The organism is Streptomyces sp. NPDC046985 (assembly GCF_040644415.1).
Classification (GTDB): domain Bacteria; phylum Actinomycetota; class Actinomycetes; order Streptomycetales; family Streptomycetaceae; genus Streptomyces.
Genome location: NZ_JBEYWK010000004.1, coordinates 191504 through 217395 on the forward strand (window position 1 = coordinate 191504; position 25892 = coordinate 217395).

At 73.0% G+C, this 25892-nt stretch carries 22 protein-coding genes; 11 read left to right on the top strand and 11 right to left on the bottom strand.

All coding sequences use genetic code 11. From position 1 onward, the window contains the following. Nucleotides 1-82: 82 nt before the first annotated feature. The gene (locus ABZ861_RS06980) at nt 83-1942 is read right to left on the bottom strand and encodes a gamma-glutamyltransferase (RefSeq protein ID WP_361624939.1); all 1860 of its coding nucleotides are present in this window, start codon (nt 1940-1942) and stop codon (nt 83-85) included. A 304-nt stretch (nt 1943-2246) separates the two neighbouring features. Here ABZ861_RS06980 and ABZ861_RS06985 point away from each other — a divergent pair, with 304 nt between their 5' ends. After that, nucleotides 2247-2891 (top strand): dihydrofolate reductase family protein, encoded by a 645-nt coding sequence (locus ABZ861_RS06985; RefSeq protein WP_361624942.1) that lies wholly within the window; start codon nt 2247-2249, stop codon nt 2889-2891. A gap of 408 nt (nt 2892-3299) precedes the next feature. Then, complete coding sequence (locus tag ABZ861_RS06990; protein ID WP_361624945.1) at nt 3300-5354, top strand: phosphocholine-specific phospholipase C; 2055 nt, start codon at nt 3300-3302, stop codon at nt 5352-5354. A 22-nt stretch (nt 5355-5376) separates the two neighbouring features. On the opposite strand, the gene ABZ861_RS06995 is transcribed toward ABZ861_RS06990, so the two are convergent. Next, nucleotides 5377-5904 (bottom strand): 2'-5' RNA ligase family protein, encoded by a 528-nt coding sequence (locus tag ABZ861_RS06995; RefSeq protein ID WP_361624948.1) that lies wholly within the window; start codon nt 5902-5904, stop codon nt 5377-5379. 415 nt (nt 5905-6319) lie between these two features. Between ABZ861_RS06995 and ABZ861_RS07000 the strand changes: the two genes are divergently transcribed. The 5 genes from ABZ861_RS07000 to ABZ861_RS07020 all read left to right on the top strand — a co-directional run bounded on the left by ABZ861_RS07000 (nt 6320) and on the right by ABZ861_RS07020 (nt 12382). Further along, nucleotides 6320-7096, top strand: a complete 777-nt coding sequence (locus tag ABZ861_RS07000) for a glycoside hydrolase (RefSeq protein ID WP_361624951.1) — start codon at nt 6320-6322, stop codon at nt 7094-7096. Between the two features lie 97 nt (nt 7097-7193). Further along, on the top strand, nt 7194-8396 hold the full coding sequence (locus ABZ861_RS07005) for an exo-alpha-sialidase (RefSeq protein WP_361624954.1): 1203 nt from the start codon (nt 7194-7196) through the stop codon (nt 8394-8396). A 429-nt stretch (nt 8397-8825) separates the two neighbouring features. Next, complete coding sequence (locus ABZ861_RS07010) at nt 8826-9737, top strand: oxygenase MpaB family protein (protein ID WP_361624957.1); 912 nt, start codon at nt 8826-8828, stop codon at nt 9735-9737. Next, entirely contained in the window at nt 9734-10219 is a 486-nt protein-coding gene (locus ABZ861_RS07015) for a DUF427 domain-containing protein (protein WP_361624960.1), read from the top strand. The genes ABZ861_RS07010 and ABZ861_RS07015 overlap by 4 nt, the downstream gene beginning before the upstream one ends. Before the next feature lie 339 nt (nt 10220-10558). Then, nucleotides 10559-12382: a cellulase family glycosylhydrolase gene (locus tag ABZ861_RS07020; protein ID WP_361624963.1), complete on the top strand. Its 1824-nt coding sequence runs from the start codon at nt 10559-10561 to the stop codon at nt 12380-12382. 168 nt (nt 12383-12550) lie between these two features. Here ABZ861_RS07020 and ABZ861_RS07025 read toward each other — a convergent pair whose 3' ends face one another. Further along, nucleotides 12551-13699, bottom strand: coding sequence for a zf-HC2 domain-containing protein (locus ABZ861_RS07025; protein ID WP_361624966.1), 1149 nt, complete (start codon nt 13697-13699; stop codon nt 12551-12553). Continuing rightward, the gene (locus tag ABZ861_RS07030) at nt 13696-14349 is read right to left on the bottom strand and encodes a sigma factor (RefSeq protein WP_361624969.1); all 654 of its coding nucleotides are present in this window, start codon (nt 14347-14349) and stop codon (nt 13696-13698) included. The genes ABZ861_RS07025 and ABZ861_RS07030 overlap by 4 nt, the downstream gene beginning before the upstream one ends. Before the next feature lie 421 nt (nt 14350-14770). Between ABZ861_RS07030 and ABZ861_RS07035 the strand changes: the two genes are divergently transcribed. Further along, on the top strand, nt 14771-15406 hold the full coding sequence (locus ABZ861_RS07035) for a DedA family protein (protein ID WP_361624972.1): 636 nt from the start codon (nt 14771-14773) through the stop codon (nt 15404-15406). Between the two features lie 152 nt (nt 15407-15558). Continuing rightward, nucleotides 15559-16248 carry a hypothetical protein gene (locus tag ABZ861_RS07040; RefSeq protein ID WP_361624974.1) on the top strand — a complete coding sequence of 230 codons (690 nt, stop codon included), beginning with the start codon at nt 15559-15561 and terminating at the stop codon, nt 16246-16248. Here ABZ861_RS07040 and ABZ861_RS07045 read toward each other — a convergent pair. Next, entirely contained in the window at nt 16196-17764 is a 1569-nt protein-coding gene (locus ABZ861_RS07045; RefSeq protein ID WP_361624977.1) for a glycosyltransferase 87 family protein, read from the bottom strand. The two genes, ABZ861_RS07040 and ABZ861_RS07045, sit on opposite strands and share 53 nt — an antisense overlap. 112 nt (nt 17765-17876) lie before the next feature. Here ABZ861_RS07045 and ABZ861_RS07050 point away from each other — a divergent pair, with 112 nt between their 5' ends. Together ABZ861_RS07050 and ABZ861_RS07055 are read left to right on the top strand one after the other, a co-directional pair. Beyond that, complete coding sequence (locus ABZ861_RS07050; protein WP_361624980.1) at nt 17877-19025, top strand: molybdopterin-dependent oxidoreductase; 1149 nt, start codon at nt 17877-17879, stop codon at nt 19023-19025. Beyond that, nucleotides 19025-19432, top strand: a complete 408-nt coding sequence (locus ABZ861_RS07055; protein ID WP_361624983.1) for a hypothetical protein — start codon at nt 19025-19027, stop codon at nt 19430-19432. Before ABZ861_RS07050 ends, ABZ861_RS07055 begins: the two co-directional genes overlap by 1 nt. Here the strand turns inward: ABZ861_RS07055 and ABZ861_RS07060 are convergent. The 6 genes from ABZ861_RS07060 to hydA all read right to left on the bottom strand — a co-directional run bounded on the left by ABZ861_RS07060 (nt 19336) and on the right by hydA (nt 25852). Then, entirely contained in the window at nt 19336-20079 is a 744-nt protein-coding gene (locus ABZ861_RS07060; protein ID WP_361624986.1) for a methyltransferase domain-containing protein, read from the bottom strand. The two genes, ABZ861_RS07055 and ABZ861_RS07060, sit on opposite strands and share 97 nt — an antisense overlap. Beyond that, complete coding sequence (locus tag ABZ861_RS07065) at nt 20073-20714, bottom strand: DUF2064 domain-containing protein (protein WP_361624989.1); 642 nt, start codon at nt 20712-20714, stop codon at nt 20073-20075. The genes ABZ861_RS07060 and ABZ861_RS07065 overlap by 7 nt, the downstream gene beginning before the upstream one ends. Beyond that, nucleotides 20711-21397 carry a glycosyltransferase family 2 protein gene (locus ABZ861_RS07070; protein ID WP_361625344.1) on the bottom strand — a complete coding sequence of 229 codons (687 nt, stop codon included), beginning with the start codon at nt 21395-21397 and terminating at the stop codon, nt 20711-20713. The genes ABZ861_RS07065 and ABZ861_RS07070 overlap by 4 nt, the downstream gene beginning before the upstream one ends. Nucleotides 21398-21655: 258 nt before the next feature. Next, nucleotides 21656-23206 (bottom strand): NCS1 family nucleobase:cation symporter-1, encoded by a 1551-nt coding sequence (locus ABZ861_RS07075; RefSeq protein ID WP_361624991.1) that lies wholly within the window; start codon nt 23204-23206, stop codon nt 21656-21658. 209 nt (nt 23207-23415) lie between these two features. Then, nucleotides 23416-24441 carry a TIGR03842 family LLM class F420-dependent oxidoreductase gene (locus tag ABZ861_RS07080; RefSeq protein WP_361624994.1) on the bottom strand — a complete coding sequence of 342 codons (1026 nt, stop codon included), beginning with the start codon at nt 24439-24441 and terminating at the stop codon, nt 23416-23418. 10 nt (nt 24442-24451) lie between these two features. Next, a complete protein-coding gene (gene hydA, locus ABZ861_RS07085; protein WP_361624997.1) occupies nt 24452-25852 on the bottom strand; it encodes a dihydropyrimidinase in 1401 nt (466 codons plus the stop codon). Between the last annotated feature and the right edge of the window lie 40 nt (nt 25853-25892).

The following is a 25892-nucleotide window of genomic DNA, read 5'->3' on the forward strand; positions in this document are numbered from 1 at the left end:
ACCTCCGTGCTCTCATCTCCGTGCTCTCACCCTCCTGCTCTCACCCGCTGCTCTCACCCGCTGCTCTCAAGGCGCCCTGCCCTCACCGTCCGACCGCGTACCCCTGCATTCCCCGGGGGTTCGCGCCCGCCGACAGGATTCCGGTCCGCGGGTCCCGGGCCACCGCGCACATCCGGCCCTCCGACCAGGGGCCGCCCACGGTGACGTCGTGGCCGCGGCGGCGCAGCTCCGCGACGGTCTCCGGGTCCGTGCGGGCCTCCACGGTGACGCTGCCGGGACGCGTCCCGCGCGGGTAGAAGGACCCGGGGAAGGAGTCGTTGTGCCAGTTCGGGGCGTCGATGGCGCCCTGGAGGTCGAGGCCGCCGCGCACGGCGGGGCGCAGCACGAGGGCCAGGAAGAAGTGAAGCTGCCACTGGTCCTGCTGGTCGCCGCCGGGCGTGCCGAAGGCCAGCACGGCCTCGCCGTCGCGCAGGGCGATCGACGGGGTGAGGGTGGTCCGCGGGCGGCGGCCGGGCGTCAGTGAGTTGGGCAGTCCCTCCTCCAGCCAGGTCATCTGGAGCCGGGTGCCGAGCGGGAAGCCCAGTTCGGGCACGACGGGGTTGGACTGGAGCCAGCCCCCGCTGGGCGTGGCGGCGACCATGTTGCCCCAGCGGTCGACGACGTCGAGATGGCAGGTGTCGCCGCGGACGCCGCCGTCGGCGGCGACCTCGGGTTCGCCCGGGACCGGCGAGGCCGGCGACGTGGCGACCGTCGGCTCGCCCACTCCGAGGGCGTCGAACACGCCCGCGTCCGGGGCGGCGGTCTGGTGGTTGAGCGCGCTCAACCTGGGGGCGCGGCCGCCGGGGCTGCCGGGCCGTAGGTCGTAGGAGGCGGTGGGGCCGATGAGTTGACGCCGTTCGGCGTTGTACTGGTCCGACAGCAGCTCGGCGAGGGGGACGTCCGCGGCGTCCCCGTACCAGGCTTCCCGGTCGGCCATGGCGAGTTTGCAGCCCTCGATCAGCAGATGGAGGTAGTCGGCCGATCCAGGGGTGGGCAACTGGGTGGGCAGCAGGGCGAGTTGCTGGAGCAGGACGGGTCCTTGGCTCCAGGGGCCCGCCTTGCACAGGGTCCAGCCGTTCCAGTCGTAGGTCGCCGGGCTCTCATAGGTCGCGGACCAGGCGGCGAGGTCGTCGGCGGTGAGCGTGCCGCGGTGGCGCTCGCCGCTGACGTCCAGGGTGGGCTGATCTGCCTGCCGGACCAGCGCCTCGGCGATGAACCCCGAGCGCCACACGCGGCGGGCGGCCTCGATGCGCGCCTCACGGTCCCCGGCGCCCGCGGTCTCGGCGAGCAGCCGCTTCCAGGCCGCGGCGAGCGCGGGGTTGCGCAGCAGCCGTCCGGGGCGGGGCGGGCGGCCGCCGGGGAGGTAGACCTCGGCCGAGGAGGTCCACTCGGTCTCGAACAGCCGCCGCACGGTCTCGACGGTCGCGCCGACCGCCTCCACCGGCGGGTGCCCGTGCTCGGCGTACCCGATGGCGTACTTCAGGACGTCGGCGAGGCCGAGAGTGCCGTGATCGCGCAGGAGGAGCATCCAGGCGTCGAAGGCGCCGGGGACGGCCGCGGCGAGCGGTCCGGTGCCGGGGACCATGTCCAGCCCGAGTCCCGTGTAGTGCGCGACGCTCGCTCCGGCCGGCGCCACGCCCTGGCCGCACAGCACCCGCACCTCGTCGCCCGCGGGGGCGAGCAGGATCGGCGCCTCGCCGGCCGGGCCGTTGAGATGCGGCTCCACCACGTGCAGCACGAACGCCCCTGCCACGGCGGCGTCGTAGGCGTTGCCGCCGTCCTCCAGCACGGCCATCGCCGACTGTGAGGCGAGCCAGTGCGTGGAGGACACCATGCCGAAGGTGCCCTGGAGGGTGGGGCGGGTCGTGAACACAGGGTCTCTCACCTCGCTGCTGTGGTGCATCGGCCCGGATGATAGGCGCTCGGGACCGGTCCTGGGGGGAATCCGGGGAGTTCGCGCCGGGGCTCCCTCCTCTCCACCCGGCCAGCCGGGGCTCTCTCCTCTCCACCCGCCAGCCGGGGCTCCCTCCTGTCCACCCGCCCAGAGGCCCGTCGACAGCCTCCCTTCGCGGAACCCGCTCCCCGTGCGCCGACACGTCTTGGCAAAAAGTCGCGGGCAGGTGTCGATCCGGCCGGGTCCCGTTCGACGTCATGGTGTGCGGCGCATCGCCCCACGCAGACGCGACACGACCTTGAGGAGAGAACACGTGGACCAACTGCTGCGACTCATGAACTTCAACGTCTCAAGCGACGGAATCGCCGCCGGTGAGGACCAGACTCTCGATCGGCCGTTCGGGCACGACGATCCCGAAAGGCTGTTCGGGTGGGCCGGAGAGACGGCGAGCTGGCCCATGCGCACGGCGCCGGGCGGCAGCCGGGGCCTGGACGACTACTTCACGCGGGACTTCGCACGCAATGTCGGCGCCGAGATCATGGGCCGCAACATGTTCGGGCCCCAGCGCGGGCCCTGGCAGAACCACGAGTGGCGCGGCTGGTGGGGTGAGGAACCCCCGCTCCACACACCGGTGTTCGTGATGACTCACCACAAGCGTCCGTCGTTCACGCTCTCCGACACCACGTTCCATTTCGTCGACGGCGACCCGGCCACGGTCCTCGACCGGGCGCGGGAGGCGGCGCAGGGCAAGGACGTCCGGCTGGGCGGCGGGGTCGCCGTCGTCCGGCAGTTCCTCGACGCCGGCCTCGTCGACACCCTTCATGTGGCGGTCTCGCCGGTGAAGCTCGGGTCCGGACTGCGGCTGTGGGAGTCCCCCGACGAGTTGCTCGACCGGTTCCATCTGGAGGTCGTGCCCAGCCCGAGCGGCGTGACGCATCACCTGTTCTGGCGAAGGTGACGGGAGGATCCACGCGCGTTCAGATCGCGAGGGCCAGGGGGCGTTCGCCGCAGCGGACGCCTTGGTGAGAGAGCGCGATGGCGCCCGTCCACGGTTTTCGGACAGGAAGCAGTATCCGTCCGACGGTGGAACGCCAGCCGAAGGGAACGCGACGCTTGCCGCGGGGCCATTGACACCTACAGCCGGGGTGCGCTGCACTGATCCGCGCCCGCCTGCTTCCTCCCACCCTCGTGCGCCGTGCTTGCCGCGCCGGTTCGCCGTGAGAGCGAGAGGCGACGACGGCGTGCGACAGAGTTCCCCGCTCCGCGTTCTCCGCTCCGCGATCAACTGCCCTTTCCGCTCCTTCGCGAAGAAACGCCCGATGATTCCCCGTGCGGGAATTGCGCATGAACTCAAGGGGAATTCTCCGTGCCCGATGTCAGCCGCCGCAGGTTTCTGCAGATCGCCGCGGGAACCGCGGCCGCCACGAGCCTGTCCGCCGGAATCGCCCGCGCCGCGTCGATCGCTCCCGCCGCGGGCACCGGCACTCTCGCCGACGTCGAGCACATCGTCGTCCTGATGCAGGAGAACCGCTCCTTCGACCACTACTTCGGCACGCTGCGGGGCGTCCACGGCTTCGGCGACCCGCGCCCGCTCGTGCTGCCCTCCGGCAAGAGCGTCTTCCACCAGGCGGACGCCTCGGGGCACGAGACGCCGCCCTTCCGGCCGAAGGCCGACAACCTCGGCATGCAGTTCATCCAGGATCTCGACCATAGCTGGTCGGGCACGCACGCGGCGTTCGACGGCGGCGCCTACGACAAGTGGATCCCCGCCAAGTCGACGACCTCGATGGCCTATCTGACGCGCGCCGACATCCCCTACCACTACGCGCTCGCGGACGCGTTCACCGTGTGCGACGCGTACCACTGCTCGATGCTCAGCTCCACCGACCCCAACCGCTACTACATGTACACCGGCTACGCGGGGAACGACGGCAAGGGCGGCGGACCGGTGCTCGGCAACGAGGAGACCGGCTATTCCTGGACCACGTTCCCGGAGATCCTCCAACAGGCGGGCGTCACCTGGAAGGTCTACCAGGACATCGGCACCGGGCTGGACGCCGCGGGCGGTTGGGGATGGACCAGCGACGCGTTCATCGGCAACTACGGCGACAACTCGCTGCTGTACTTCGACCAGTACCGCAACGCCAAGGCCGGCGACCCGCTCTACGACCGTGCCCGCACCGGGACCCACGCGGCGGGCGGCGACGGCTACTTCGACCGGCTGCGGGCCGACGTGACCGCCGGCGCGCTGCCCCAGGTCTCCTGGATCGCCGCGCCCGAGGCCTTCTGCGAGCACCCCAACTGGCCCGCCAACTACGGTGCCTGGTACATCTCGCAGGTGCTGGACGCGCTCACCTCCAACCCGGACGTGTGGAGCCGCACCGTCCTGCTGCTGACCTACGACGAGAACGACGGCTTCTTCGACCACGTCGTGCCGCCGTTCCCGCCCGCCTCCGCCGCCCGCGGCCTGTCCACCGCCGACGTGACGCAGGATCTCTACGGCGGGTCCTCCGCGTACGGCGCCGGACCCTACGGACTCGGCCCGCGCGTGCCCATGCTCGTCATCTCCCCGTGGAGCACCGGCGGTTGGGTCTGTTCGCAGACCTTCGACCACACCTCCATCGTGCAGTTCATCGAGAAGCGCTTCCACGTGCACAACCCCAACGTCTCGCCCTGGCGCCGCGCGGTGTGCGGGGACCTCACGTCGGCCTTCGACTTCTCCCGGGGCGACGCCGCCGCTCCCGGCCTGCCCGACACCAGCGGCTACGCACCGCCGAACCACTCCAACCCCGGCGACTACGTGCCCGTGCCGCCGACCGGCGGCACGCTGCCCAAGCAGGAGCGCGGCACGCGGAGCGCACGACCGCTGCCCTACGACCTGGCCGTGGACACGAAGGCGGTCAGCGGCCGGATGCAGTTCACCTTCGCCGGCCTCGGCGCCGCCGGGGCCGCCTTCCACGTCACCTCGGCCACCCGCACCGACGGCCCCTGGCCCTACACCGTCGAGGCCGGCAAGAGCCTGACCGATAGCTGGGCGCTGCCCGGCGCCCGCTACGACTTCTCCGTGTACGGCCCCAACGGGTTCCTCCGCCGTCAGGCCGGCGCCAACTCCGCCGTAGGCCCCGAGGTCACCGCCCGGCACGACAATGCGGCCGGACAGGTGACCCTGACGTTCGCCAACGCGGGCAGTACCGCGGTCACCTTCACCGCCACCGACGCCTACGCGCCGACCCAGCACTACACGTACACCGTGCAGCCCGGTGCGTCCCGCGTGGTCAAGGGCTGGGGTGTGGCCGCCGGCAACCACTGGTACGACGTCACGGTCACCTCCAGCACCGACTCCGCGTTCCTGCGGCGCTTCGCCGGGCACGTCGAGACGGGCGCGCCCAGCACGAGCGACCCCGCGACCGCCACCGCCTGACACTCCAGCACTAGCACTAGCACTAGCACAGGCTCAGCGGTTCGACCGTCCGCGTCACGGAGTCATAGCTCCGGGCCGCGGTGAACGCGCCGTCGTACGGCTCGGACAGGTCCGCCGGGAGCAGTTCGTCCGGCCAGTCGGCCGCACCGGACCGGGTGCGGCCGAGGGTGAGGTGCGGGACCCAGGTCCCCGGCTCGTGCAGGGGGTTGCCGTCCTCCGCGCCCAGCGCGACGAGCGCTTCCCACACCCGCCGGTGCAGGCTCGCCAAGGCCGCGTCGGGCACGACCCGCCAGGCCAGCGCCTCGGTCCGGCCCGTGAACCGGATCGTGCCGTCGAGTCTCAACGGCAGCGGCAAGACCGAGAGCGCTACAGCCAGTTCGCGGCGCACGGCGGGCGGGAGCCCGGACGTCGTCGCCAGGGTCAGGTGCGGCCGGTTCGTGGCGTGGCGGTGAGCGGCCAGGCTGGGCAGCCCGGTGCGCGCGAGGCGCCGCCATACCTGGCGCACCCGCGCCTCGGTCGCCGGGTCGGGCAACAGTTCCACGGTGTGCACCGCAGCAGCTTAGGCAGCGGACCGTTCCCAGACCGCCCACGGCGCGGGAGCGGCGGCCCAGACGCCGACCGACTGGCCCACCGCCCACCGCCCGCTGGCCGACCGGCGACCGGCGACCGGCGACCGGCGACCGGCGACTGGCGACTGGCTCACGGTGCGACACCCATCGTTCACCACCCGCCACCACCGCCCACCGTCCACCGCCCGCGAAGCCCTCCCCGCGTGCGACTCACCGGCCCCGCACGCCCAACGTCCGTCACGGAGCGACACGTTCAGGCCATTGCCGCACGACGCCTTGTGACGGAACAGACCCCTCCGTACCGTGCTGGGGATGCGCACGGGAGCGCTCCCATTTCCGTGCCTCTCGTTCCGCGCGATCGACCTCCCCCACACGCAGTCGAACGGAAGGAACTCCATGAACGGCACCTCCCACCGCGCACACCGGGCCCGCCCGCTGGCGGCCGCTCTGATGCTGACCGCCGGAGCGATCACCGCCGCGGTGGCCACGACGGGAAGCGCCCACGCCGACACGCAGGTCTGCGACAAGTTCGGCTCGACGACCACCCCCGGCAAATACGTCGTGCAGAACAACGCCTGGGGCACCAGCTCGCCGCAGTGCGTGAAGCAGACCGGCGACGGCTTCCAGGTCACCCGGGCCGACGGCTCCGTGCCCACCAACGGCGCCCCGAAGTCGTACCCCTCGATCTTCGTCGGCTGCCACTACACCAACTGCTCGCCGGGCACCAACCTGCCCAAGCGGATCAGCTCGATCGGCAGCGTCCCCAGCCAGATCTCGTACCGGTACGTGAGCGGCGCCGTCTTCGACGCCGCGTACGACATCTGGCTGGACCCCACCCCCAAGAAGGACGGGGTCAACAAGACCGAGATCATGATCTGGCTGAACAAGGTCGGCCCGATCCAGCCGGTCGGCTCGAACACGGGCACGACCAAGATCGGCGGCCGGACCTGGCAGGTGTGGAAGGGCAACAACGGCTCCAACGACGTGATCTCCTACGTCTCCCCCTCGACGCTGACCGGGCTGAACTTCAACGTCAAGGACTTCGTCAACGGCGCCGTCTCGGCCGGACTGGCCACCCCGAACTGGTATCTGACCAGCGTGCAGGCGGGGTTCGAGCCCTGGCAGAACGGGACGGGCCTGGCGGTCACGCAGTTCCACACGACCGTCAACTGACGGTCCCACGGGGGGCGGACGGCGTGCACGGGCTCAACGCGGCACGCTGCCCGCCCTCTTCGCGTACCACGGCGCCACCCCCACTCATGGAGCCTCGATGCGCACACGCCACGCCACCCGCCCCCTCCGTCCACTCCTGCGCCGCGTCTGCCGGGTCCCGCTCTTCGCGGCGCTGACGGCGCTCGTCGCCGGACTGCTGACGCTGAACGCCGTCTCCGGCGCGCAGGCCGCCACCGGCACACCGCTGCGCGGGGACGGGCTCTACCCCCGCGCGATCCGCCTGGAGCACAGCGGCGCCGCCGACGGCGTCATCCTCACCTCCGTGGTGACCTTCGACGCCGGTGACGGCGTCGGGGTGATCTCGCAGTCCACCGACGACGGCCGGACGTTCGCCGAGGTGGGCCGGGTGCGCGCGCCGGACGCGGCCGGCGGCGAGGGACTGTGCTGCTCGACTCTGTACGAGCTTCCGCAGGCGGTCGGCGACCTTCCGGCGGGCACGCTGCTGTGGGCCGCGTCCGTCGGCCAGGACGCCTCCCCCCGCCGCATGTCGCTCCAGGTGTTCCGCAGCGACGACGTCGGCCGGACCTGGAGCTACCTCTCCACCGTCGCCGCCTCGTCGAACGACGAGGGCCTGTGGGAACCGGAGTTCTCCCTCGCCGCCGACGGGCAGTTGGCGGCCCACTACTCGGACGAGACCGACCCCGCGCACAGCCAGAAGCTGGTCGCCGCCCGCACCGCCGACGGCGTCCACTGGACCGGCCACCACGACACGGTGGCCAGCGCCCTCGCCTCCGACCGGCCGGGCATGGCCGTCGTACGCGAACTGCCCAGCGGCGCCTACGTGATGACGTACGAGATCTGCACCCCCGGCGGGCAGTACGCCTGCGTCGTGCACTACCGCACCTCGCCGGACGGCTGGAACTGGGGAGACCCCGCCTCCCTGGGCATCCGCCCGGAGACGCCGGACGGGCAGTACTTCCGCCACGCGCCCACCCTCGCCTGGGCGCCGCTCGCGGGCTCGCCCCAAGGCCGGCTGTTCCTGGTCGGCCAGGAGCTGGTGAACGCCGACGGCGCCCGTGCCGATGGCTCGGGGAGGACCGTATGGGTCAACGACGAAGGCGGCGAGGGGGCGTGGCGCGCCGTCGCGGCTCCGGTGGCGGTGCAGTCGCAGCAGATCGACTACTGCCCCAACTACAGCTCGGCGCTCCTGCCCTCGGACGACGGCACGCGCCTCTTCGAGGTCGCCACGGACTGGGACGGCGCCGTGTGCCGCCCCTACTACGCGCAGGGCGCGGTGTGACCCGCGGAACTACGCGCAGGGCGCGGTGTGACCCGCGTACCCGGTCACGACGCTCGGCCCCGCCGCGCCGCCGCGCCGCCGGCCGCCCTGACCGGCGGCCCGCGCCGAAGACGCGCCGGGACGGAGACGCCTCGGGACGGGAGCCCGCCGGGACGGAGACGCCCCGGCACGGAAGCGCGCCGCGCCGAAGACGCGCCAGGAGGGAAGCGCGCCGGGACGGAGGCCCCCCCGGGGGACGGAAGCGCCCCAGCCAGCAGACGCCCCCTCCCTCGGCGCTGAAGTCGAAGAGACCCTTCGGACTCCTCCCGCGCCCGTGTGCGGAAACGGGGATCCGGCCGACGCGCCCCGGCACGGGGCCGTAGCCTGGTAGCGGAGCACCTGTGCGGCGGCGCACGCGTCCCGCGCTGGCCGATGCGGCGAGGAGGAGCGATGGCCGGCATCACGACGCAGGCGATGGCGTCGCTGCGCCGCCGGACCGGCGGCGCCCTGTTCGCGCGCGTCGCGGGCCCGGACGGGCCGAGGAACCGGATGCTGATCCACTCCACTCCCGGCCCCCGCTGGTTCGCGCCCGACAGCGCGATCCGCCGTGTGCACGCCGACAGCTCGATGTTCATCGGCGGGCTGTCCGCGCTCCTGCTCCAGTCGCTGCATCCGGTGGCCATGGCCGCGGTGGCCGCCCATTCCGGGTTCCGGGGAGACCCGTGGGGACGCCTCCAGCGCACCAGCACCTTTCTGGCCACGACGACCTACGGCACGGCCGAGAACGCCCAGTCGGCCTGCGACCGGCTGAACGCCGTGCACGCGCGCATCACCGGGGTCACCGACGAGGGCGTGGGCTACTGCGCGGCGGACCCCCACCTCCTGCTGTGGGTGCACGTCGCGGAGGCGGCGAGCTTCCTCAGCGCGCACCAGGAGTTCGGCGCCCACCCCCTCACCCCTCGGGAATGCGACGACTACGTGGCCGACATGGCCCGGGTGGCGCGGGCCCTGGGAGTCCCCGACGCGCCCCGGACGCTGCGCGAACTGCACGCCTGCCTCGCCGGATACCGCACGGAGCTGCGCTGCACTCCCGCCGCGCTGGAGACCACGCGGTATCTGCTGCTCCAGCCGCCGGTTCCGCTCGCCGCTCTGCCCTTCTACAGCGTCCTGGCGTCCAACGCGGTGTCCCTGCTGCCGCGCTGGGCGTCCCACGAACTGCGCATCGTCCGGTCGGCCTGGGCCGAGCGGCTGCTCGTGCGCCCGCTCGGCGCCGGGGCGGCCCGGCTGATCCGATGGGTCATGGCGCAGCCGCGCCCGCTGACCGCGAGCGGCACGCTCCCGGAGAAGGAGGAGCGGACATGACCCGTCCCGCGCCCCGGCCGCAGGAGTCGGTCTGGGACTACCCGCGGCCGCCCGCTCTGCGGCAGGACGACCGCCGGGTCCGCGTCGAGTGCCGCGGCGAGGCGGTCGCCGACTCGACCCGGGCGCTGCGGGTGCTGGAGACCAGCCATCCCCCGGTGTTCTACGTCCCCGCCGCCGACGTCCGTACCGATCTCCTGCGGCCCGCCCCCGGGCGGACGTGGTGCGAGTGGAAGGGCGAGGCGCGGTACTGGGACCTGGTCGTCGACGACGAGGTCCGCGCCCAGGCGGCCTGGAGCTACGCGCAGCCCAGCTCCGGATACGCGGCACTCGCGGGGCACTTCGCCTTCTATCCGGAGCGGGTGGACGGCTGCACGGTCGCCGGGGAACCCGTCCGCGCCCAGGAGGGCGACTTCTACGGTGGCTGGATCACGCGCGAGATCCAGGGCCCGTTCAAGGGGGCCCCGGGCACCCGCTCGTGGTAACCGCGATCCGACGGCGGCGGGCGTCCGACCAGGCGATCGACGCGGAGGCGTCCCGTCCGCGACCGTGACACGGCCGGGGCGCGGGTCCACCGAGCCTTTCCCGCCAACTTCGCGCAGGCGCCGAGGCCGCCCGGGGCGACCTATTGACGTGTGCACGCGGGGTGGCTTCCATGGGCGCAGTCCGGCTCCGGCGAGTCGGCCGAATCGGAATACGTCACTCCGGATCGGCCGGTGGAAGCCGCCCTCCCGGACCTCCCTTCACCCCGAGCGCCCCCGAGGAACCCCACGGCTCGAAATGGGAGCGCTCCCATCACAGACGGCGACCGAGAGGACCTTGAGATGCCTCATCCGCCCGTACGCCGCTTCAGACGCGCGCTGCTCGCGCTGCTGACGGCTGCCACCGCCGCACTGATCCCGCTCGCGTCCGTCCCCGCGCAGGCCGCTGCTCCCGTGCGGCAGTCCCCGGCGGCCGCCGCCGCGCCGGGCAGCGGCTACTGGCACACCAGCGGCCGCCAGATCCTCGACGCGCAGAACCAGCCGGTGCGGATGGCCGGCGTCAACTGGTTCGGCTTCGAGACCGCCAACTACGTCACGCACGGCCTGTGGTCCCGCGACTACAAGTCGATGATGGACCAGATGAAGTCGCTCGGGTACAACACGATCCGCCTGCCCTACAGCGACGACATCTTCAAGAACACGACGCCCAACGGCATCACGTACGCGAACGGCCTCAACACCGACCTCCAGGGCCTGACGTCGCTTCAGGTCATGGACAAGATCGTCGGTTACGCGGGGTCGATCGGTCTGAAGATCGTGCTCGACCGCCACCGCCCGGACTCCTCCGCGCAGTCGGCGCTCTGGTACACCTCGGCGGTCCCCGAGTCGACCTGGATCAACGACCTGAAGGCGCTGGCGACCCGCTACCTGGGCAACACCGCGGTCGTCGGCATCGACCTGCACAACGAGCCGCACGACCCGGCCTGCTGGGGCTGCGGAGACCAGGCCACCGACTGGCGCCTGGCGGCCGAGCGAGGCGGTGACGCCGTGCTGTCCGTCAACCCCAACCTCCTGATCTTCGTGGAGGGCGTGCAGACGGTCAACGGGCAGAGCGACTGGTGGGGCGGCAACCTCTCCGGAGTCGCCACCGCGCCGGTGCGGCTGAGCGTGGCCAACCGCCTGGTGTACTCGGCGCACGACTACGCCACCAGCGTCGCCCAGCAGCCCTGGTTCAGCGACCCGTCGTTCCCGGCCAACATGCCGGCCGTCTGGGACAAGTACTGGGGCTACCTCTTCAAACAGAACATCGCCCCGGTGTGGGTCGGCGAGTTCGGCACCACCCTCCAGTCGGGGGTCGACCAGAAGTGGCTCTCCGCCCTCGTCGACTACCTGCGGCCCACCTCGACCTACGGGGCCGACAGCTTCAACTGGACGTTCTGGTCCTGGAACCCGGACTCCGGCGACACCGGCGGCATCCTCAAGGACGACTGGCAGACCGTGGACACCGTCAAGGACGGCTACCTGGCCGGTATCAAGGCGCCCGGGTTCGCCGGGGGCGGGACGGGCGGCGGAGGCGGGGACACCAAGGCCCCCTCGACGCCGACCGGGCTGAAGGTGACGGGGACCACCGCGTCCTCGGTGTCCCTGTCGTGGACGGCGTCCACCGACGACACCGGCGTGGCCGGCTACGACGTCTACCGGGGCGCGGCGAAGGCCGGTTCGAGCACCGGCACGTCGTTCACCGACACCGGCCTCACCGCCGGCGCCCGCTACGACTACACGGTGCGGGCGCGGGACGCGGCCGGGAACACCTCTCCCGCCTCGGCCTCCGTCAGCGCGACGACGGCGGGCTCGGGCGGCGGCGACTCGGGCTGCACGGCCGCGTACAAGGTGAGCAGCGACTGGGGCAGCGGCTTCAACGCCGACGTCACGGTGAGCAACACCGGCAGCGCGCCGACGAAGGGGTGGCAGGTCACCTGGACCTGGTCGGGCGCGCAGACCGTGACCGGGATGTGGAACGCGACCTACACCCAGACCGGCAAGACGGTGACCGCCTCCAACGCCGACCACAACGGGGTGATCGCCCCCGGCGCCTCGGCCTCGTTCGGGTTCGGAGCGGCGCCGGGCGGCGCCGGCACGCCGAGCCTCACCTGCCGCACGAGCTGATCCGCGAAGACCGGGGAGTCATCCCTCAAGTCTCCTGCCGGGCCCACCCGGCACTCCGCCGCCTGCTCCCGTCCCTCACCGGGGCGGGAGCAGGCGGCGTCCGCGGACCGCTCGGCAGGCGGGGACCGCCCGCCTGTCGGGGCGGGGCGGCCCCGACGGCGGCCCGTCTCAGAGGCGGCTCATGGAGGCCGCCGCGTAAAGGAACTCCAACGTCGCCGTCGGGTCGCCGCGCTGTCCGGCGGCGACCGTACGCGGTGTGAGGTGGCCGGCCGCCAGACGGCAGAACTCCACCTCGTCCAGCACCACATGGCTCACGCAGTTGTCGGGGCCGGCCGCCTCCTCGACGCCGTCCAGCGGCACGTACCACTCGCCTCCGCTCTCGCCCTCGATCTGGAGGCGCAGACTGCGGGCCGACGCGCCCGGTTCCACGACCGGCAGCGGCGGAGACGCGAGCCCCGCCTGCCTGCGGGCGGCGAGAACGGAGGGGAGCATCTGCACGGCGACCGCGATCAGGATCCGCAGGTGCTCCGGCACCGGCGGGTTGTACGGGTAGTCCACCGCCGCGGCGATGTCCGCGGCGTGGATCCACGTCTCGAAGGCGCGGTCGAGCAGCGCGAGCCGCAGCGGCAGCACGCCGCCGTCGCCGTACGGGACGGCGATGTCGGCCACTCCGCCTCCGGCGAACGAGCAGGTGCGGATCAGTTCGTACGCGTGATCCCGCCATGTCTCGCGCAACGCGCCGGGGCCGTCAGCGGAGTCCGCCCGCCGGTCCTCAGCGGTGAAGCCCAACTGCCTCCACAGGGCCTCGGTCCGATCCTGCGGGGCGCCCGTCTCGTCCTCGGACGGCGTCAACGGGTCGGGGAGCCCGAGCGACTTCCCCACCATGCCGTCCACGGCCAGCAGATGGCCGACCACACCCGCCACCGAGACGCTGCGGGTGGCGGTGTCGCCCTCCTCGAGCCACTCCAGTTGGACGGCGGTCGACCACTCGTCCTCGCTCAGATCCGCGAGAAGCGCGTCCAGCCGGGCCGTCTCGGCGTCGTAGGGCTGCGCGTAGTCCGGTACGGAGACCTCCGGGGCGCGGGCGCCGAGGCAGGCGCCGAGCACCTCCGCGCGCAGCGTCGGGGCGAGGTCCAGGTCCATGTGCGGGTGCAGCAGGTCCACGGCGGAGCGCAGCCGTGCCGCCTCCGCGGCGCACTCCGCGCAGACGGCGAGGTGGGTGTCGACCTGCCGCCGCTCCTCGGCCGAGCACGCGTCGAGGGCCCAGGCGCCGAGCATGCGCTGACGACGCAAGTGATCGTTGGAGTCGCTGCTCATTCCCTGACCTCCACGTCCTCCACGTCCTCCGCTTCCTCCGTGCTCTCAGCGGGCTCGGCGGCCTCGGCGGTTCGAGCGCCGTGCCCGCCCTCCGGGCCCGTACCGGTGGCGTCGGCCACGGACTGGAGCCCCTGGAGCAGGCAGCGGAGGATCTCCTCCTCCGTCATGCCCAGTTCGCCGGCGGCCTGACGGTAGTCCCGGTCGCCATGGCGCACGAGGTGCAGGGCGGCGCGCACGCGGGAGCCCAGCGCGCCGAGCGCCTCGTCCGCCGCCGTCTCCTCCGGGCGCCCGTAGGCTGCCCGCCGCCCGCTCGCCTGCTCGGGGGCGGATAAGCGCTGCGGAGGCGCCGTCGCGGCCGCGTCGTCGGCCTTCACGCGCTCGGCGGCGCGCTCACAGGTCTCCATGGCCAGCCACGTCCTCAGGCGTTGGCGTCGTGGGTCGAACGCCTCTGGATGCTGCCATAAGCGGGTGAACACCTCGGTCATGACCGAGGTGGCCGCTTTCTCCTCGCCGATCAGGCGCGCCGCGATGGCGTGCACCAGGCGGGCGTGCCGGTCGTAGAGTTCGCCGAGAGCGGCCGCCTCCCCCCGGGCCAGGCGCACCTGCACGCGGCGCTCCCAGTGCGCCGCTCCGTCCGGCGCATCGGCCATGGTCTGTTCCCCTTGCGTCCTCTTCGTCGATCGCGCGTCTCCCCCACCGTAGCGAGTCCGCCCGGGGCGGCGGATCATAACCGGCCAACCGTCCGGCCCCGGCCCGCCGACCCCTCGCGGAACCGCCTGACGCGACCTTCAGGCGCCGCGCCCCGGCGGGACGCGGCTCCTGGAGGTCGCGGGGCCCTCCCGGTCTCGCGCTCGGTCGTTCCGGCGCGGCGCGCGGTCCGGCTTCCGCCGTCGGACTCCCGCCGCCCCTGCGGGCGCGGGGCTGCGAGCGGCGACGGGCGCCGTGGGCGGCGCCGCGAGATCCTGGACGGGAGCGGTGACCCGACGACGGCGTGCCGGTACGACGGCGCGGCGCGGCGACGGCGTGGCCAGGCGGCCGGGAGGCGCGGGATGTGGCGGGAGGTGGCCAGAAGTGATCGCCGTCGACCCGACGGACAGCGCCTCGGTGCTGGCCGCTTTCGGCGCGCTCGGAGTGCTCGCGGCGATCTTCGCGGAGTCGGGGCTGCTGGTGGTCGGCTTCTTCCTGCCGGGCGACACGCTGCTGGTCCCCGCCGGAGTGCTGTGCGCGGGCGGCGCCCATGACGCGCCGCGGCTCCAGTTGTGGCAGGTGATGCTGTGCGCGGCCGTCGGGGCCGTGGCGGGCGGCCAGGTGGGCTACCTGATCGGGCGGCACGGCGGCCGGGCGCTGCTGAACCGCCGTGCCGGTCCGCGGGTGAAGCGGGCCGTCGCGCGGGCCGAGCGGCTGCTGGCCCGCTACGGCTACGGCAAGGCCCTGGTCCTCGGCCGCTTCGTCCCGCTGCTGCGCACGGTCCTGCATCCGGCGGCCGGCGCGCTCGGCGTGCCCGCGCGGACCTTCGCTCTCTGGCAGAGCGTCGGCGGCGTGCTCTGGTCGCAGACGCTGGTGCTGGCCGGATACGCCCTGGGCGCCTCGGTCCCGCACATCGACGCCTATCTGCTGCCGCTGATCGCGCTCGTCGTCGTGCTCTCCCTGCTGCCCGTGCTCGTCCAGGCGCTGCGCGGGCGCCGGGCGCGGCGGCGGGAGCGGTGAGGCGCCGGGCGCGGCGGCGAAGGCGGTGAGGCGCCGTGACCGCGCGGGCACAGAGCGAGTTGGCACTTCCGCCGTGTCGGCAGTCGTGTGAAACTGTCGTCCCGTCCCTCTGCGGACGGCGTCCGCAGCGTCCCCCACACGAGAAGTGCGCCGTGCGTGAACTCTCCTTGCCGCTCGCGCTCACCGCGCGGCTGAGCCCGGTCGTCGTACTCGCCTGTGCGGGCTGGGCGTTGACGTCCGGACCGTTCGCCGCCTCGCCCGCCGCCGGGGCCGGCTCCGGCGGGCGGCAGGCCCACAGCTCCGGCGCGGGCGGGAACGGGGCGACCGCCGCGCCGTCCGCGCCCGCCGCGTCCAAGGCGTACACGTCCTCCCCCGCGCCGTGCACGGCCGTCGCGCAGAAGACGATCACCTCGCTGGTGCCGGGCGCGAAGACGGCGGGCAAGGAGATACCGTCGACGGACGCCAAGGTGCGCCGCACCTGTTCGTGGAACGCTCTCAAGGGCTACGACTACCGCTGGCTGGACGTGTCGTTCGAGGTGACGCAGTCGGACGCGGCGGCGCAGAAGGCGTACGCGCAGCGGACGGCGGAGAAGAGCGGCGGCGGCGCGGTCCCCGGGCTGGGCGACGCGGGGTACTCCTTCGTCGGGCTGAGCACGCAGGACAAGCAGCAGACGCGGGAGGGCACGGTGGTGGTGCGGGCCGCCAACGCGCTGGTGGTCGTCACCTACAACGGCAGCGACTTCGAGACGAAGAAGGCGCCGAGCACGGACGAGATCAACAAGGGCGCCATCAGGGCCGCCCGGGACGCGGTGGCCGCTCTGAGCGGCGGCCGGCAGAGCTGACCTCCCTCTCCCCCGCCGCCGGGGCACGGGGGCCTTTCTGCTCGCCGGTGCGGACGTCGCGATCCACAGCAGGCAGCGGGGGTTGCGGTGTCGTCCCGGACGCGGGAAGAGTCCTGCGGCGCCGGATCGTCCAGCCGACTGCCACCATCGCCGCCGCCACCGCGTAGGCGGTCGTTCCCACCGCGTTCGGATGGTCGAAGGCCCGGCTGGTGACGTATCCGGCCGCTCCCGCCGCCGCGACGCCGAGCCATTCCCAGCGGCCGTCCAGTGCGACGAGTCCGATCAGGAGCAGGGCGTACCAGGAGTAGCCGGGGGTCAGGAGCAGGAACGCCGTCCCGGTGACCAGCAGGGCGCCGCTCCAGGGGCGTGCGGGGTCGCCCCGCCGCAGGACGTGGGCGCAGACCGCGGCCATGAGGACGATCAGCGCGGGCAGCGCCCAGGCGTCGGGCAGCACCAGCCGCAGCAGCGCGTAACGGTTGCGGGCGGACGCGTCGTCGTAGCCCTCCTCCTGGACGTAGCCGCTCAGGTAGCCGAAGACGGAGCCCTTGGACACGAGTGCGTACGGCAGGTAGGTGAGCAGCACCACCGCCGTGGCGGGCAGCAGCACGGACGCGGCGTCGCGGACGCGCCGCACCCCGGACAGGGCGCCGGGGAGCACGACGGCGGGCATCAGCTTGGCGGCGACGGCCGCCCCCAGGAGGGCGCCTCCGGACAGCCGGCGCCGCTGTGCGACCAGGCCGAGGCCGGCCACGGCGAACAAGACGCCGAGGGTGTCGACGTGGGCGTTGTTCACCGCCTCCACGGGGACGGCCGGGCACCAGGCCCAGTAGGCGGCCGTCCGTGGGTCGCCGCGGCGGCGCAGGATCAGCGTGAGCACACCCGTCACGGCCACGGACAGCGCCGCGCCGCCGATCTGGAGGGGCTTCAGCCGGGCGCCGGCCGGAGAGAGGAGATCGACTCCGTAGAAGTAGGACTCGGCTGCCGGCGGGTAGATCGTGTGCACCGCGGGGCGGTTGATGAGAGTGCAGTGGCGCGTCGTTCCGCTGGACGGGATGAGGGCGTGCTCGGGCTGGGCGCAGCCGGCGCCTGCGGGGAAGAGCCAGCCGTCGCGCAGGCGCTCCAGTTCGGGGGCCTGGGGCGGGTAGTCGTACGGGGAGACGCCCGCGGCCTGCACCCTGCCGTCCCAGGCGTAGCGGTAGGCGTCGCTGCTGGTCCGCGGGGCCGCGACCAGGCCCGTCGCCGCGACGGCCGCCGCACCCGCGAGGAGGAGGACGACCGCCCGGCGGGCGGGGACCGCGCGCACCGCCCAGGCTGCCGCGGCGAAGAGCGCCCAACTGGCCGCGTACCACAGGGAGAGCCCCGCGGCGTCGGTGTAGTAGCCGTCGTAGCGGACGGTGCACACCAGGACGGTGGTCAGGGCGGCCAGGAGAGCGGCGGTGAGCAGGGTCCGGGGCCAGGCCGACGGCCGGGTCCGGCCGGTCGCGCCGGGGTGGAGCGCGGTGCGGAGTTCGGTCACTCCCTCACCCTCGCAGTGGTCTGCGGTTCCGGACGGCCGACGCCGCCTGGCGTCCGTGTTTCGTAAGGAGCCGCAGCGCCGATACGCGGCCCGCGAGGAGTCTGATGGAGGCATGAGACTGCGCTTGCCTCCCCGCCCCGCGTTGCGGCCGCCGTCCTTCTCGGGCCGCCTCCATGACGCCAGGACCGCCACGTCGGTCGGCCGGTGGCTGGGCGTGGCCCTCGCGGTGTGCTTCGTCACCGGCGTGATCAGCCACTGCCTCCAGCATCCGCCTGGCTGGCTGATCGACGAGCTGCCGAGCCGCCCCCTGTGGGGATACCGCGTCAGCCAGGGGCTGCACGTGGCGAGCGGCATCGCGGCGATCCCGCTGCTGCTGGCCAAGCTGTGGACCGTGTATCCGCGGCTGTTCCTGTGGCCGCCGCTGCGCTCGGTGCGGCACGCCCTGGAGCGGCTGTCGATCGCACTGCTGGTGGCGGCCGTGGTCTTCGAGCTGTTCAGCGGCCTGCTGAACACGGTCCAGTGGTATCCGTGGCCGTTCTCCTTCGTCCCGGTGCACTTCGCGGTCGCCTGGCTGGTCGTGGGGGCGCTCCTGCTGCACATCGCCGTCAAGCTGCCCGACATCCAGGCGCATTGGGGGCGGCGGTCACCGGGGACCCTGAAGCTCCCGGCCGAGGACGAGCCCGACCGCCGCTCCCTGCTGGCGTGGATCGCCGTGGCGGTGGGCGCGGTGACGGTGACCACGGTGGGGCAGTCGTTCACCCCGCTCAAGACGCTCGATCTGCTCGCGCCGCGCCATCCCGACCACGGGCCGCAGCGACTGCCGGTGAACAAGACGGCGGCGGCGGCCGGCGTGACCTCCGTGGGAGCGGACTGGCGGCTCACCGTCGTGGGACCCCGCCCGTACGCGCTCACGCTGGACGAGTTGCGCGCAATGCCGCAGTTCGAGGTGGAGTTGCCGATCGCCTGCGTGGAGGGCTGGAGCAAGACGGCGCACTGGACCGGGGTGAGAGTGCGGGACCTGATGGAACGCGCCGGGGCGGGGCCGGACGCGCGGGTGCGCGTGGAGTCGCTGGAGCGTGGCGGGGCTTACCGCGTCATGGAGATGGGACGCGGTTACGCGCGCGATCCGCTGACCTTGCTGGCGCTGCGGCTGAACGGTCAGGTGCTCTCCGCCGACCACGGTTACCCGGCGCGGATCATCGCGCCGAACCGTCCGGGTGTGTGGCAGACCAAATGGGTCAGCAGACTGGAGGCACTGTGATGGGGACTTCCCTAGGATGGCTGCGCTACGGGATCGGGGCGTTGGGCGCGGCCCTGGCAGGCGTCGGTGTGTGGCTGGTGCTCGGAGTGCCGCATCCCCTGGACGTGGGGGTGTGGCTGGTCGGGGCGCTCGTGCTCCACGACGGCGTGGTCGCCCCCCTCGTCCTGGGCGTCGGGCTGCTGGTCGCCGCGCTTCCCGCACGGCGCGCGGTGCGGGGCGCTCTGATCGTCGCGGGCTGTCTGACCGTCGTCGCGCTGCCGGTGCTGGCACGCCCCGGGGCGACGGCCAATCCCTCGGTCCTGCCGCTGGACTACCTGCGCAACTGGCTGCTGCTCCTTACGGCCGTGGCCGCCTGCACGGGTGTGCTCATCGCCGTCCGGTGTGTACGCCGGCGCCGGCGCAAGTGAAGGAACCGCCGCTCGCCGGACTGCCATTGGTCCACGGCTGACCAGCCCCGGGCGCCCGCGTGCGAGAGAAGCGCGCGGGCGCCGACCCGGGCCCAGGGGAAGACGGCGCCGCGGGCCCCGCGTCCGTCGTCGACATGGACCTCGACCCGCTCGTCGACGTCCTGGGCCGCGGCTTCGACGACGATCCGGCCGCCGGGGGCAAGGAGGTCTCCGGCGCGCCGCAGGAGCGCTCCGGGGTCTCCGCCGATGCCGATGTTCCCGTCCATCAGCAGGACCGTCCCCCAACAGCCCTCGTTCGGCAGCGGATCGAAGACCGACCGGCACAGGGCCGCACCGCCGTCGCGCCGGGTCCGGTCCACGGCCGCCAGGCTCACGTCGATGCCGAGCGCCGCGACGCCGAGTCCGGTGAGCGCCGTCACCAGACGGCCCGGTCCGCAGCCGACGTCGAGGACGGGGCCCTGGCAACGGGCGAGCACGGTCGCGTCCGCGGCGTCCGGCGCCGCGCACCAGCGTTCGACGTCCAGGGGCAGCAGCCAGCCGTCGCCGCGGCGCAGATAGAGGGGGCCCTGGCCGGTGCGCAGGGCGGCGGTGTACGGATCGGCCCGCCACTCCAGTCCCGTCCGCGGGGCCTCGACGGGGCTCACCACGCGCGGACTCCGGTCATCTCGGCGTGCGCGGCGGCGAAGCGGCCGTCCGGCGCCAGCGCGGCCACGGCTTGGGCGTCGTCCGCGGTGTCGACGTCCCGCAGCGTCGGCAGGTCGCGTACCGCGAGTCCCGCCGCGACGAGCCGGCGCCGCTGGAGGGCGCCGGTGTCCGGACGGGACATGGGGACGCCCCGCAGCAGCGCGGCGTCGGGCTCCCGGAGGCCGAGCGCCCAGAACCCGCCGTCCGCGGCCGGTCCGAAGCGGGCGTCGCACCCCGCGAAGTCCAGCCCGGCGGCGAGGAGAGCGGGGGTGACCTGCGGGGTGTCCATGCCGATCAGCAGCGTCGGCCCGGCGCAGGCCGCGAAGGCCGCCGCGAGGCGGACGTCGAGGGAGCCGTCGCACTGGGCCCGCACGTCGAAGCCGTCGGGCAGCCAGTCGCCGGGAGCGCCGGCGAGGACGAGGACGTGCCGGTCGGCGGGCGTGGCCAGGACCGCGTGCAGCGTGTCGGAGAGCGAGGCGCGGGCCAGCAGGGCGGCCTGCTCCGGCGTGAAGGCGGGGGTCAGCCGGGTCTTCACCCGGCCGGGCGCCGGCTCCTTGGCGATGACCAGCAGGGTGCGCTCGGCGGCCGTCGCGCTCATCGGGCCGCTTCCAGCGGCGCCTGGGCCAGGACGCGCCGCATGTCCCGCACCGCGTGCCAGGTGCCGCGCCAGGTGCCCGTGACCTTGGACTTGCCCGCGCGCGGCAGATACGGCACGTCGCGCTCGGCGACCCGCCAACCGGCGTCCGCCGCGCGGACCACCATCTCCAGCGGGTACCCGCTGCGCCGGTCGGTGAGAGCGAGCGACAGGAGGGCCTCGCGGCGCGCGGCGCGCATCGGTCCCAGGTCGCGCAGGCCGAGGCCGGTGCGGCGGCGCAGCATTCGGGCGAGGGCCAGATTCCCGGCGCGGGCGTGCGGCGGCCAGGCGCCCCGGCCCTCGGGGCGCCGTCTGCCGAGGACCAGATCGGCTTCGTCTGCTGCCACTTGAGCCACGAAGGGCGCCAGCAGCCCGGGGTCGAGCGAGGCGTCGCAGTCGCAGAAGCAGACGATGTCGGCGCTCGCCGCGAGCAGCCCCGAGTGGCATGCGGCGCCGAAGCCCCGCCTCGGTTCGGCCACCACCGTCGCGCCCCACGCGCGGGCCAGCTCCGGGGAGCCGTCACGCGAACCGTTGTCGACGACGATCGCCCGCCAGCCGGCCGGGATCCGCTCCAGTACCCAGGGCAGTGCCTCCGCTTCGTCGAGGCAGGGCAGCACCACGTCCACCGTGGGAACGACCGGCGCCATGGTGGTCGACGAGTTCGCAATGTTCACGGCTCTTACGCTACGAACCAGGAGCGGGTATCCGGCGACTGAGGACCTTACGAAACGCGGACGTCACCACTTTCGGCAGCGCACAGCCGCCGCGACGGAACATCGCGGCGGCTGCCGAGCCGCCGGCCGTCCCCCGGCAGTGCGCGCCCGGGAAGCGGCCGGATGCTCCAGGCGCGACGGCCGCGCCTGACGTCAGGAATCCGAAGGGTTCTCGGACCGCCGTCGCGAGGCTCAGGCGTCCTGGTCTCGCCGGGCGCCGAGGCTGAGCAGCGTGTAGAGCAGCGCGGCGGAGGCCAGGCCGACCGCCCAGCCGTAGTCGGCCAGCGGCTTGAGGAACGGGATGACCCCGTCGACGGGGAACGGGCCCTGCTTGACGCCCTGGACGACCGTCGAGTACGAGCCGCCGACGGCCAGGACGCCGCCCACCGCGAACGCCGCCACGGCGCGCAGGTTCCAGCCGCCGGTGTACCAGTAGCGGCCGTCGGACCGGTACAACTCCCCCAGTGCCAGGCGGGTACGGCGCACGATCCAGTAGTCCGCGACGAGGACGCCCGCGACGGTGCCGAGCAGGCCGCCGACGAAGCCGAGCCACGTGAAGATGTACACGTGCGGGTTGGCGATGAGCTTCCACGGCATGATCAGGACGCCGACCACGCCGGTGATCAGCGCGCCGGTGCGGAAGCTGACCAGTCGCGGCAGCAGGTGGGACAGGTCGTACGCCGGGGAGACGACGTTGGCGGCGATGTTCACCGACAGGGTCGCCACCATGACGATCAGCAGCGCGAACAGCGCGCCGACGGTGTCGCTCATCTTCGCGGCCAGGGCGATCGGGTCCCAGATCGGCTCCCCGTAGACGGCCTGCGAGCCGGATGTGACCAGCACCGACAGGACCGCGAACAGGGTCATCGTGGTCGGCAGGCCGAATGCCTGGCCTCGCATCTGTGCGCGCTGGCTGCCGCCGAAGCGGGTGAAGTCGGGGATGTTCAGCGACAGGGTGGACCAGAAGCCGATCATGCCCATGAGGGAGGGGAAGAAGACCTTCGCGAAGTCGCTTCCCCAGCCGAGACGTGACGGCTGGTCCAGGAGCGGGCCGAAGCCGCCCGCCTTGGCGGCCATGAAGCCCAGCAGGGCCAGCGCGCCGACGATCACCAGCGGCGCCGCCCAGTTCTCCACCCTGCGCAGGGTCTCCATGCCGCGGGTGATGATCGCGACCTCGACGAGCCAGAAGACGAGGAACGACAGCCACTGGGTCCATGGCGTGCCCGAGATCGTGCCGGCGTCCAGCCAGCCGTGCCCGAACAGTTTGCCGGCGAGCAGGAAGACGCCCTCCCCGCCGATCCAGGTCTGGATGCCGAACCAGCAGCACGCCACCGCCGCGCGCACCATCGCCGGCAGGTTGGCGCCGCGCACCCCGAAGGACGCCCGTGCGAAGACGGGGAACGGGATGCCGTACTTGGTGCCGGCGTGGCCGGTCAGCAGCATCGGTATCAGCACGATCACGTTCGCCAGCGCGATCGTCAGCACCGCCTGCTTCCAGTCCATCCCCAGCGCCACCAGCCCCGAGGCCAGCGTCCACGAAGGAATGCAGTGCGCCATCCCCACCCAGAGGGCGAGATAGTTGTACGTCCCCCAAGTCCGATGCTCGATCGCGACCGGCACGAGGTCCGCGTTGGCGAAACGCGAGTCCTCCAGCACCGCCGGATCGGACAAGGCGACCCGGCCGTCCGGATACGCCTGCTGGGCGCCGGCTGGATCGGCCAGGGTGCTTTCACTGGAAGACATGGGAGACCACCTCGTATCTCGGAGATCCGTGCAAGGACGTGAACGCGGGGCGCGGGTCCGCGTGGGCATAAGGGGCGCTGGGCGGCGCAGTGCCGGGGGCGGTCTCCGTCCGGCCGTCGTCCAGGGCGCTGGGGGCGGACGGCGGTACGCCCGGCGAGGCGGCGCCGGTCATGGGCGGCCCCGTCGACGCGGGGAGCGGTCGTCGGGGGTCATCTGGCGCCGAGGGCGGGGATGACCTGTTCGCCGTACGCGTCGATCACGGCCTCCCGCGCGTCGTGCATGGCGTACAGGGCGAACTGGTCGACGCCCAGGGCGCGCAGCGCGTTCAGCTTCTCGACGTGCCGCTCGACGGGTCCGATGACGCAGAACCGGTCGACGATCTCGTCGGGCACGAACTGGGTGTCCGGGTTGCCGCTGCGCCCGTGGTGGGAGTAGTCGTAGCCTGCGCGGGACTTGATGTAGTCGGTGAGCTCGCCGGGGACCGCGCCGGTGTGCTCGCCGTAGCGGGCGACCAGGTCGGCGACGTGGTTGCCGACCATGCCGCCGAACCAGCGGCACTGCTCGCGGGCGTGGGCGAGCGCCTCGGGAGAGTCGTCGGCGGTGACGTAGGCGGGGGCGGCCACGCAGATCCTCACCGCGTCGGGGTCGCGTCCGGCGGCGGCCGCGGCGTCCTTGACCGTCTTCACCATGTACTCGGTGAGGTAGAGGTCGGCGAGCTGGAGGATGAACCCGTCGGCCTCCTCGCCGGTCATCTTCAGCGCCTTCGGCCCGTACGCGGCCATCCAGACCGGCACTTGGGCGCCGGGCCGGATCCAGGGGAACTTGACCACGGCGCCGCCGCCGAGGTCGGCCTCCTCGCCCCGGCCCAGGGCGCGGATGACCTTCATGGCCTCGCTGATCCGGGCCAGGGTGTTGGGCTTGCGGCCGGCGACCCGCATCGCGGAGTCGCCGCGGCCGATGCCGCAGATCGTGCGGTTGCCGAACATGTCGTTGAGCGTGGCGAAGGCGGAGGCGGTGACCTCCCAGGTGCGGGTGCCCGGGTTGGTGACCATCGGGCCGACGGTGAGGCTCTGGGTGCCGGCGAGGATCTGGCTGTAGATCACGAAGGGTTCCTGCCAGAGCACCGCCGAGTCGAAGGTCCAGCCGTGGCTGAACCCGTTGCGCTCGGCCCGCTGCATCAGGCTGACGACGCGTGCGGCGGGCGGGTCGGTCTGGAGGACGAGTCCGAAGTCCATGGCGCCACTCCTAGTCGAGGTACTGGCAGGCGGAGCGGGGGGTGTAGACGCCGTGCCCGGCGCGACCGGTGAACTCCCGCTCGGTGATGACCGGTTCGCCGCGCGAGAGCACGGTCTCCACGCGTCCGGTGACGCGTCGGCCCTCGTAGGCCGAGTAGTCGACGTTCATGTGGTGGGTCTGGGCGGAGATGACCTGCTCGGCGTGCGGGTCGTAGATCACCACGTCGGCGTCGGCGCCGGGGGCGATGGTCCCCTTCTTCGGGTACAGGCCGAACATGCGCGCCGGAGTGGCGCAGGCGATCTCGATCCAGCGGCGGCGCGAGATGTGCCCGTCGACGACGGCCTGGTGGAGCAGGTCCATGCGGTTCTCCACGCCCGGCAGCCCGTTGGGGATCTTGGAGAAGTCGCCCCGGCCGAGTTCCTTCTGGCCGGTGAAGCAGAACGGGCAGTGGTCGGTGGAGACCACCTGGAGGTCGTTGGTCCGCAGCCCCTGCCACAGGGCCCGTTGGTGGTCGCGGGGCCGAAGCGGCGTGCTGCAGACGTACTTCGCGCCCTCGAAGTCCGGTTCGGCGAGGTCGTCGGTGGACAGGAACAGGTACTGCGGGCAGGTCTCGCCGAACACGTTCAGGCCCTCGTCGCGGGCGCGGGCCAGCTCCGCGACCGCCTCGCGCGCCGAGACGTGCACGACGTACAGCGGGGCGCCGGCGACCTGGGCGAGCCGGATGGCGCGGTGGGTGGCCTCCGCCTCCAGCAGCGCCTTGCGGACCTCGCCGTGGTAGCGGGGGTCGGTCTCGCCGCGGGCCAGGGCCTGTTCGACCAGGACGTCGATGGCGATGCCGTTCTCGGCGTGCATCATGATCAGGCCGCCGTTGTCGGCGGCGCGCTGCATAGCGCGCAGGATCTGGCCGTCGTCGGAGTAGAACACGCCCGGGTAGGCCATGAACTGCTTGAAGGAGGTGACGCCCTCCTCCACCAGCAGGTCCATCTCCTTCAGCGTGTCCTCGTTCACGTCGGAGACGATCATGTGGAAGCCGTAGTCGATCGCGCAGTTGCCCTCGGCCTTCTCGTGCCAGGCGTCCAGGCCCTCCCGCAGCGCTCCGCCGACGCTCTGGATCGCGAAGTCGACGATGGTGGTCGTGCCGCCCCAGGCGGCGGCCCGGGTGCCGGTCTCGAAGGTGTCGGCGGCGTAGGTGCCGCCGAACGGCATCTCCATGTGCGTGTGGCCGTCCACCCCGCCCGGGATCACGTACTTGCCCCGGGCGTCGATGGTGCGCTCGGCGGTGAACGCCTCGGCGGCGGGCGTGCCCGAGGCGGCGAGCGCGGCGACGCGTCCGTCCTCGATCAGGACGTCGGCGTGGATCTCGTCGGCGGCCGTGACGACGAGGCCGCCGCGGATGACGGTACGGCTCATGCTCCCTCTCCTTTCCGTTGCCGTGTGCGCGCGAGTGGCG

What these genes read in the sequence shown, in the direction of transcription:
- ABZ861_RS06980 (WP_361624939.1), bottom strand. Translation starts at nt 1,942, where the DNA reads ATGCACCACAGCAGCGAGGTGAGAGACCCTGTGTTCACGACCCGCCCC.
- ABZ861_RS07000 (WP_361624951.1), top strand. Translation starts at nt 6,320, where the DNA reads ATGAACGGCACCTCCCACCGCGCACACCGGGCCCGCCCGCTGGCGGCC.
- ABZ861_RS07005 (WP_361624954.1), top strand. Translation starts at nt 7,194, where the DNA reads ATGCGCACACGCCACGCCACCCGCCCCCTCCGTCCACTCCTGCGCCGC.
- ABZ861_RS07010 (WP_361624957.1), top strand. Translation starts at nt 8,826, where the DNA reads ATGGCCGGCATCACGACGCAGGCGATGGCGTCGCTGCGCCGCCGGACC.
- ABZ861_RS07015 (WP_361624960.1), top strand. Translation starts at nt 9,734, where the DNA reads ATGACCCGTCCCGCGCCCCGGCCGCAGGAGTCGGTCTGGGACTACCCG.
- ABZ861_RS07020 (WP_361624963.1), top strand. Translation starts at nt 10,559, where the DNA reads ATGCCTCATCCGCCCGTACGCCGCTTCAGACGCGCGCTGCTCGCGCTG.
- ABZ861_RS07025 (WP_361624966.1), bottom strand. Translation starts at nt 13,699, where the DNA reads ATGAGCAGCGACTCCAACGATCACTTGCGTCGTCAGCGCATGCTCGGC.
- ABZ861_RS07030 (WP_361624969.1), bottom strand. Translation starts at nt 14,349, where the DNA reads ATGGCCGATGCGCCGGACGGAGCGGCGCACTGGGAGCGCCGCGTGCAG.
- ABZ861_RS07050 (WP_361624980.1), top strand. Translation starts at nt 17,877, where the DNA reads ATGAGACTGCGCTTGCCTCCCCGCCCCGCGTTGCGGCCGCCGTCCTTC.
- ABZ861_RS07055 (WP_361624983.1), top strand. Translation starts at nt 19,025, where the DNA reads ATGGGGACTTCCCTAGGATGGCTGCGCTACGGGATCGGGGCGTTGGGC.
- ABZ861_RS07065 (WP_361624989.1), bottom strand. Translation starts at nt 20,714, where the DNA reads ATGAGCGCGACGGCCGCCGAGCGCACCCTGCTGGTCATCGCCAAGGAG.
- ABZ861_RS07070 (WP_361625344.1), bottom strand. Translation starts at nt 21,397, where the DNA reads ATGGCGCCGGTCGTTCCCACGGTGGACGTGGTGCTGCCCTGCCTCGAC.
- ABZ861_RS07075 (WP_361624991.1), bottom strand. Translation starts at nt 23,206, where the DNA reads ATGTCTTCCAGTGAAAGCACCCTGGCCGATCCAGCCGGCGCCCAGCAG.
- ABZ861_RS07080 (WP_361624994.1), bottom strand. Translation starts at nt 24,441, where the DNA reads ATGGACTTCGGACTCGTCCTCCAGACCGACCCGCCCGCCGCACGCGTC.
- hydA (WP_361624997.1), bottom strand. Translation starts at nt 25,852, where the DNA reads ATGAGCCGTACCGTCATCCGCGGCGGCCTCGTCGTCACGGCCGCCGAC.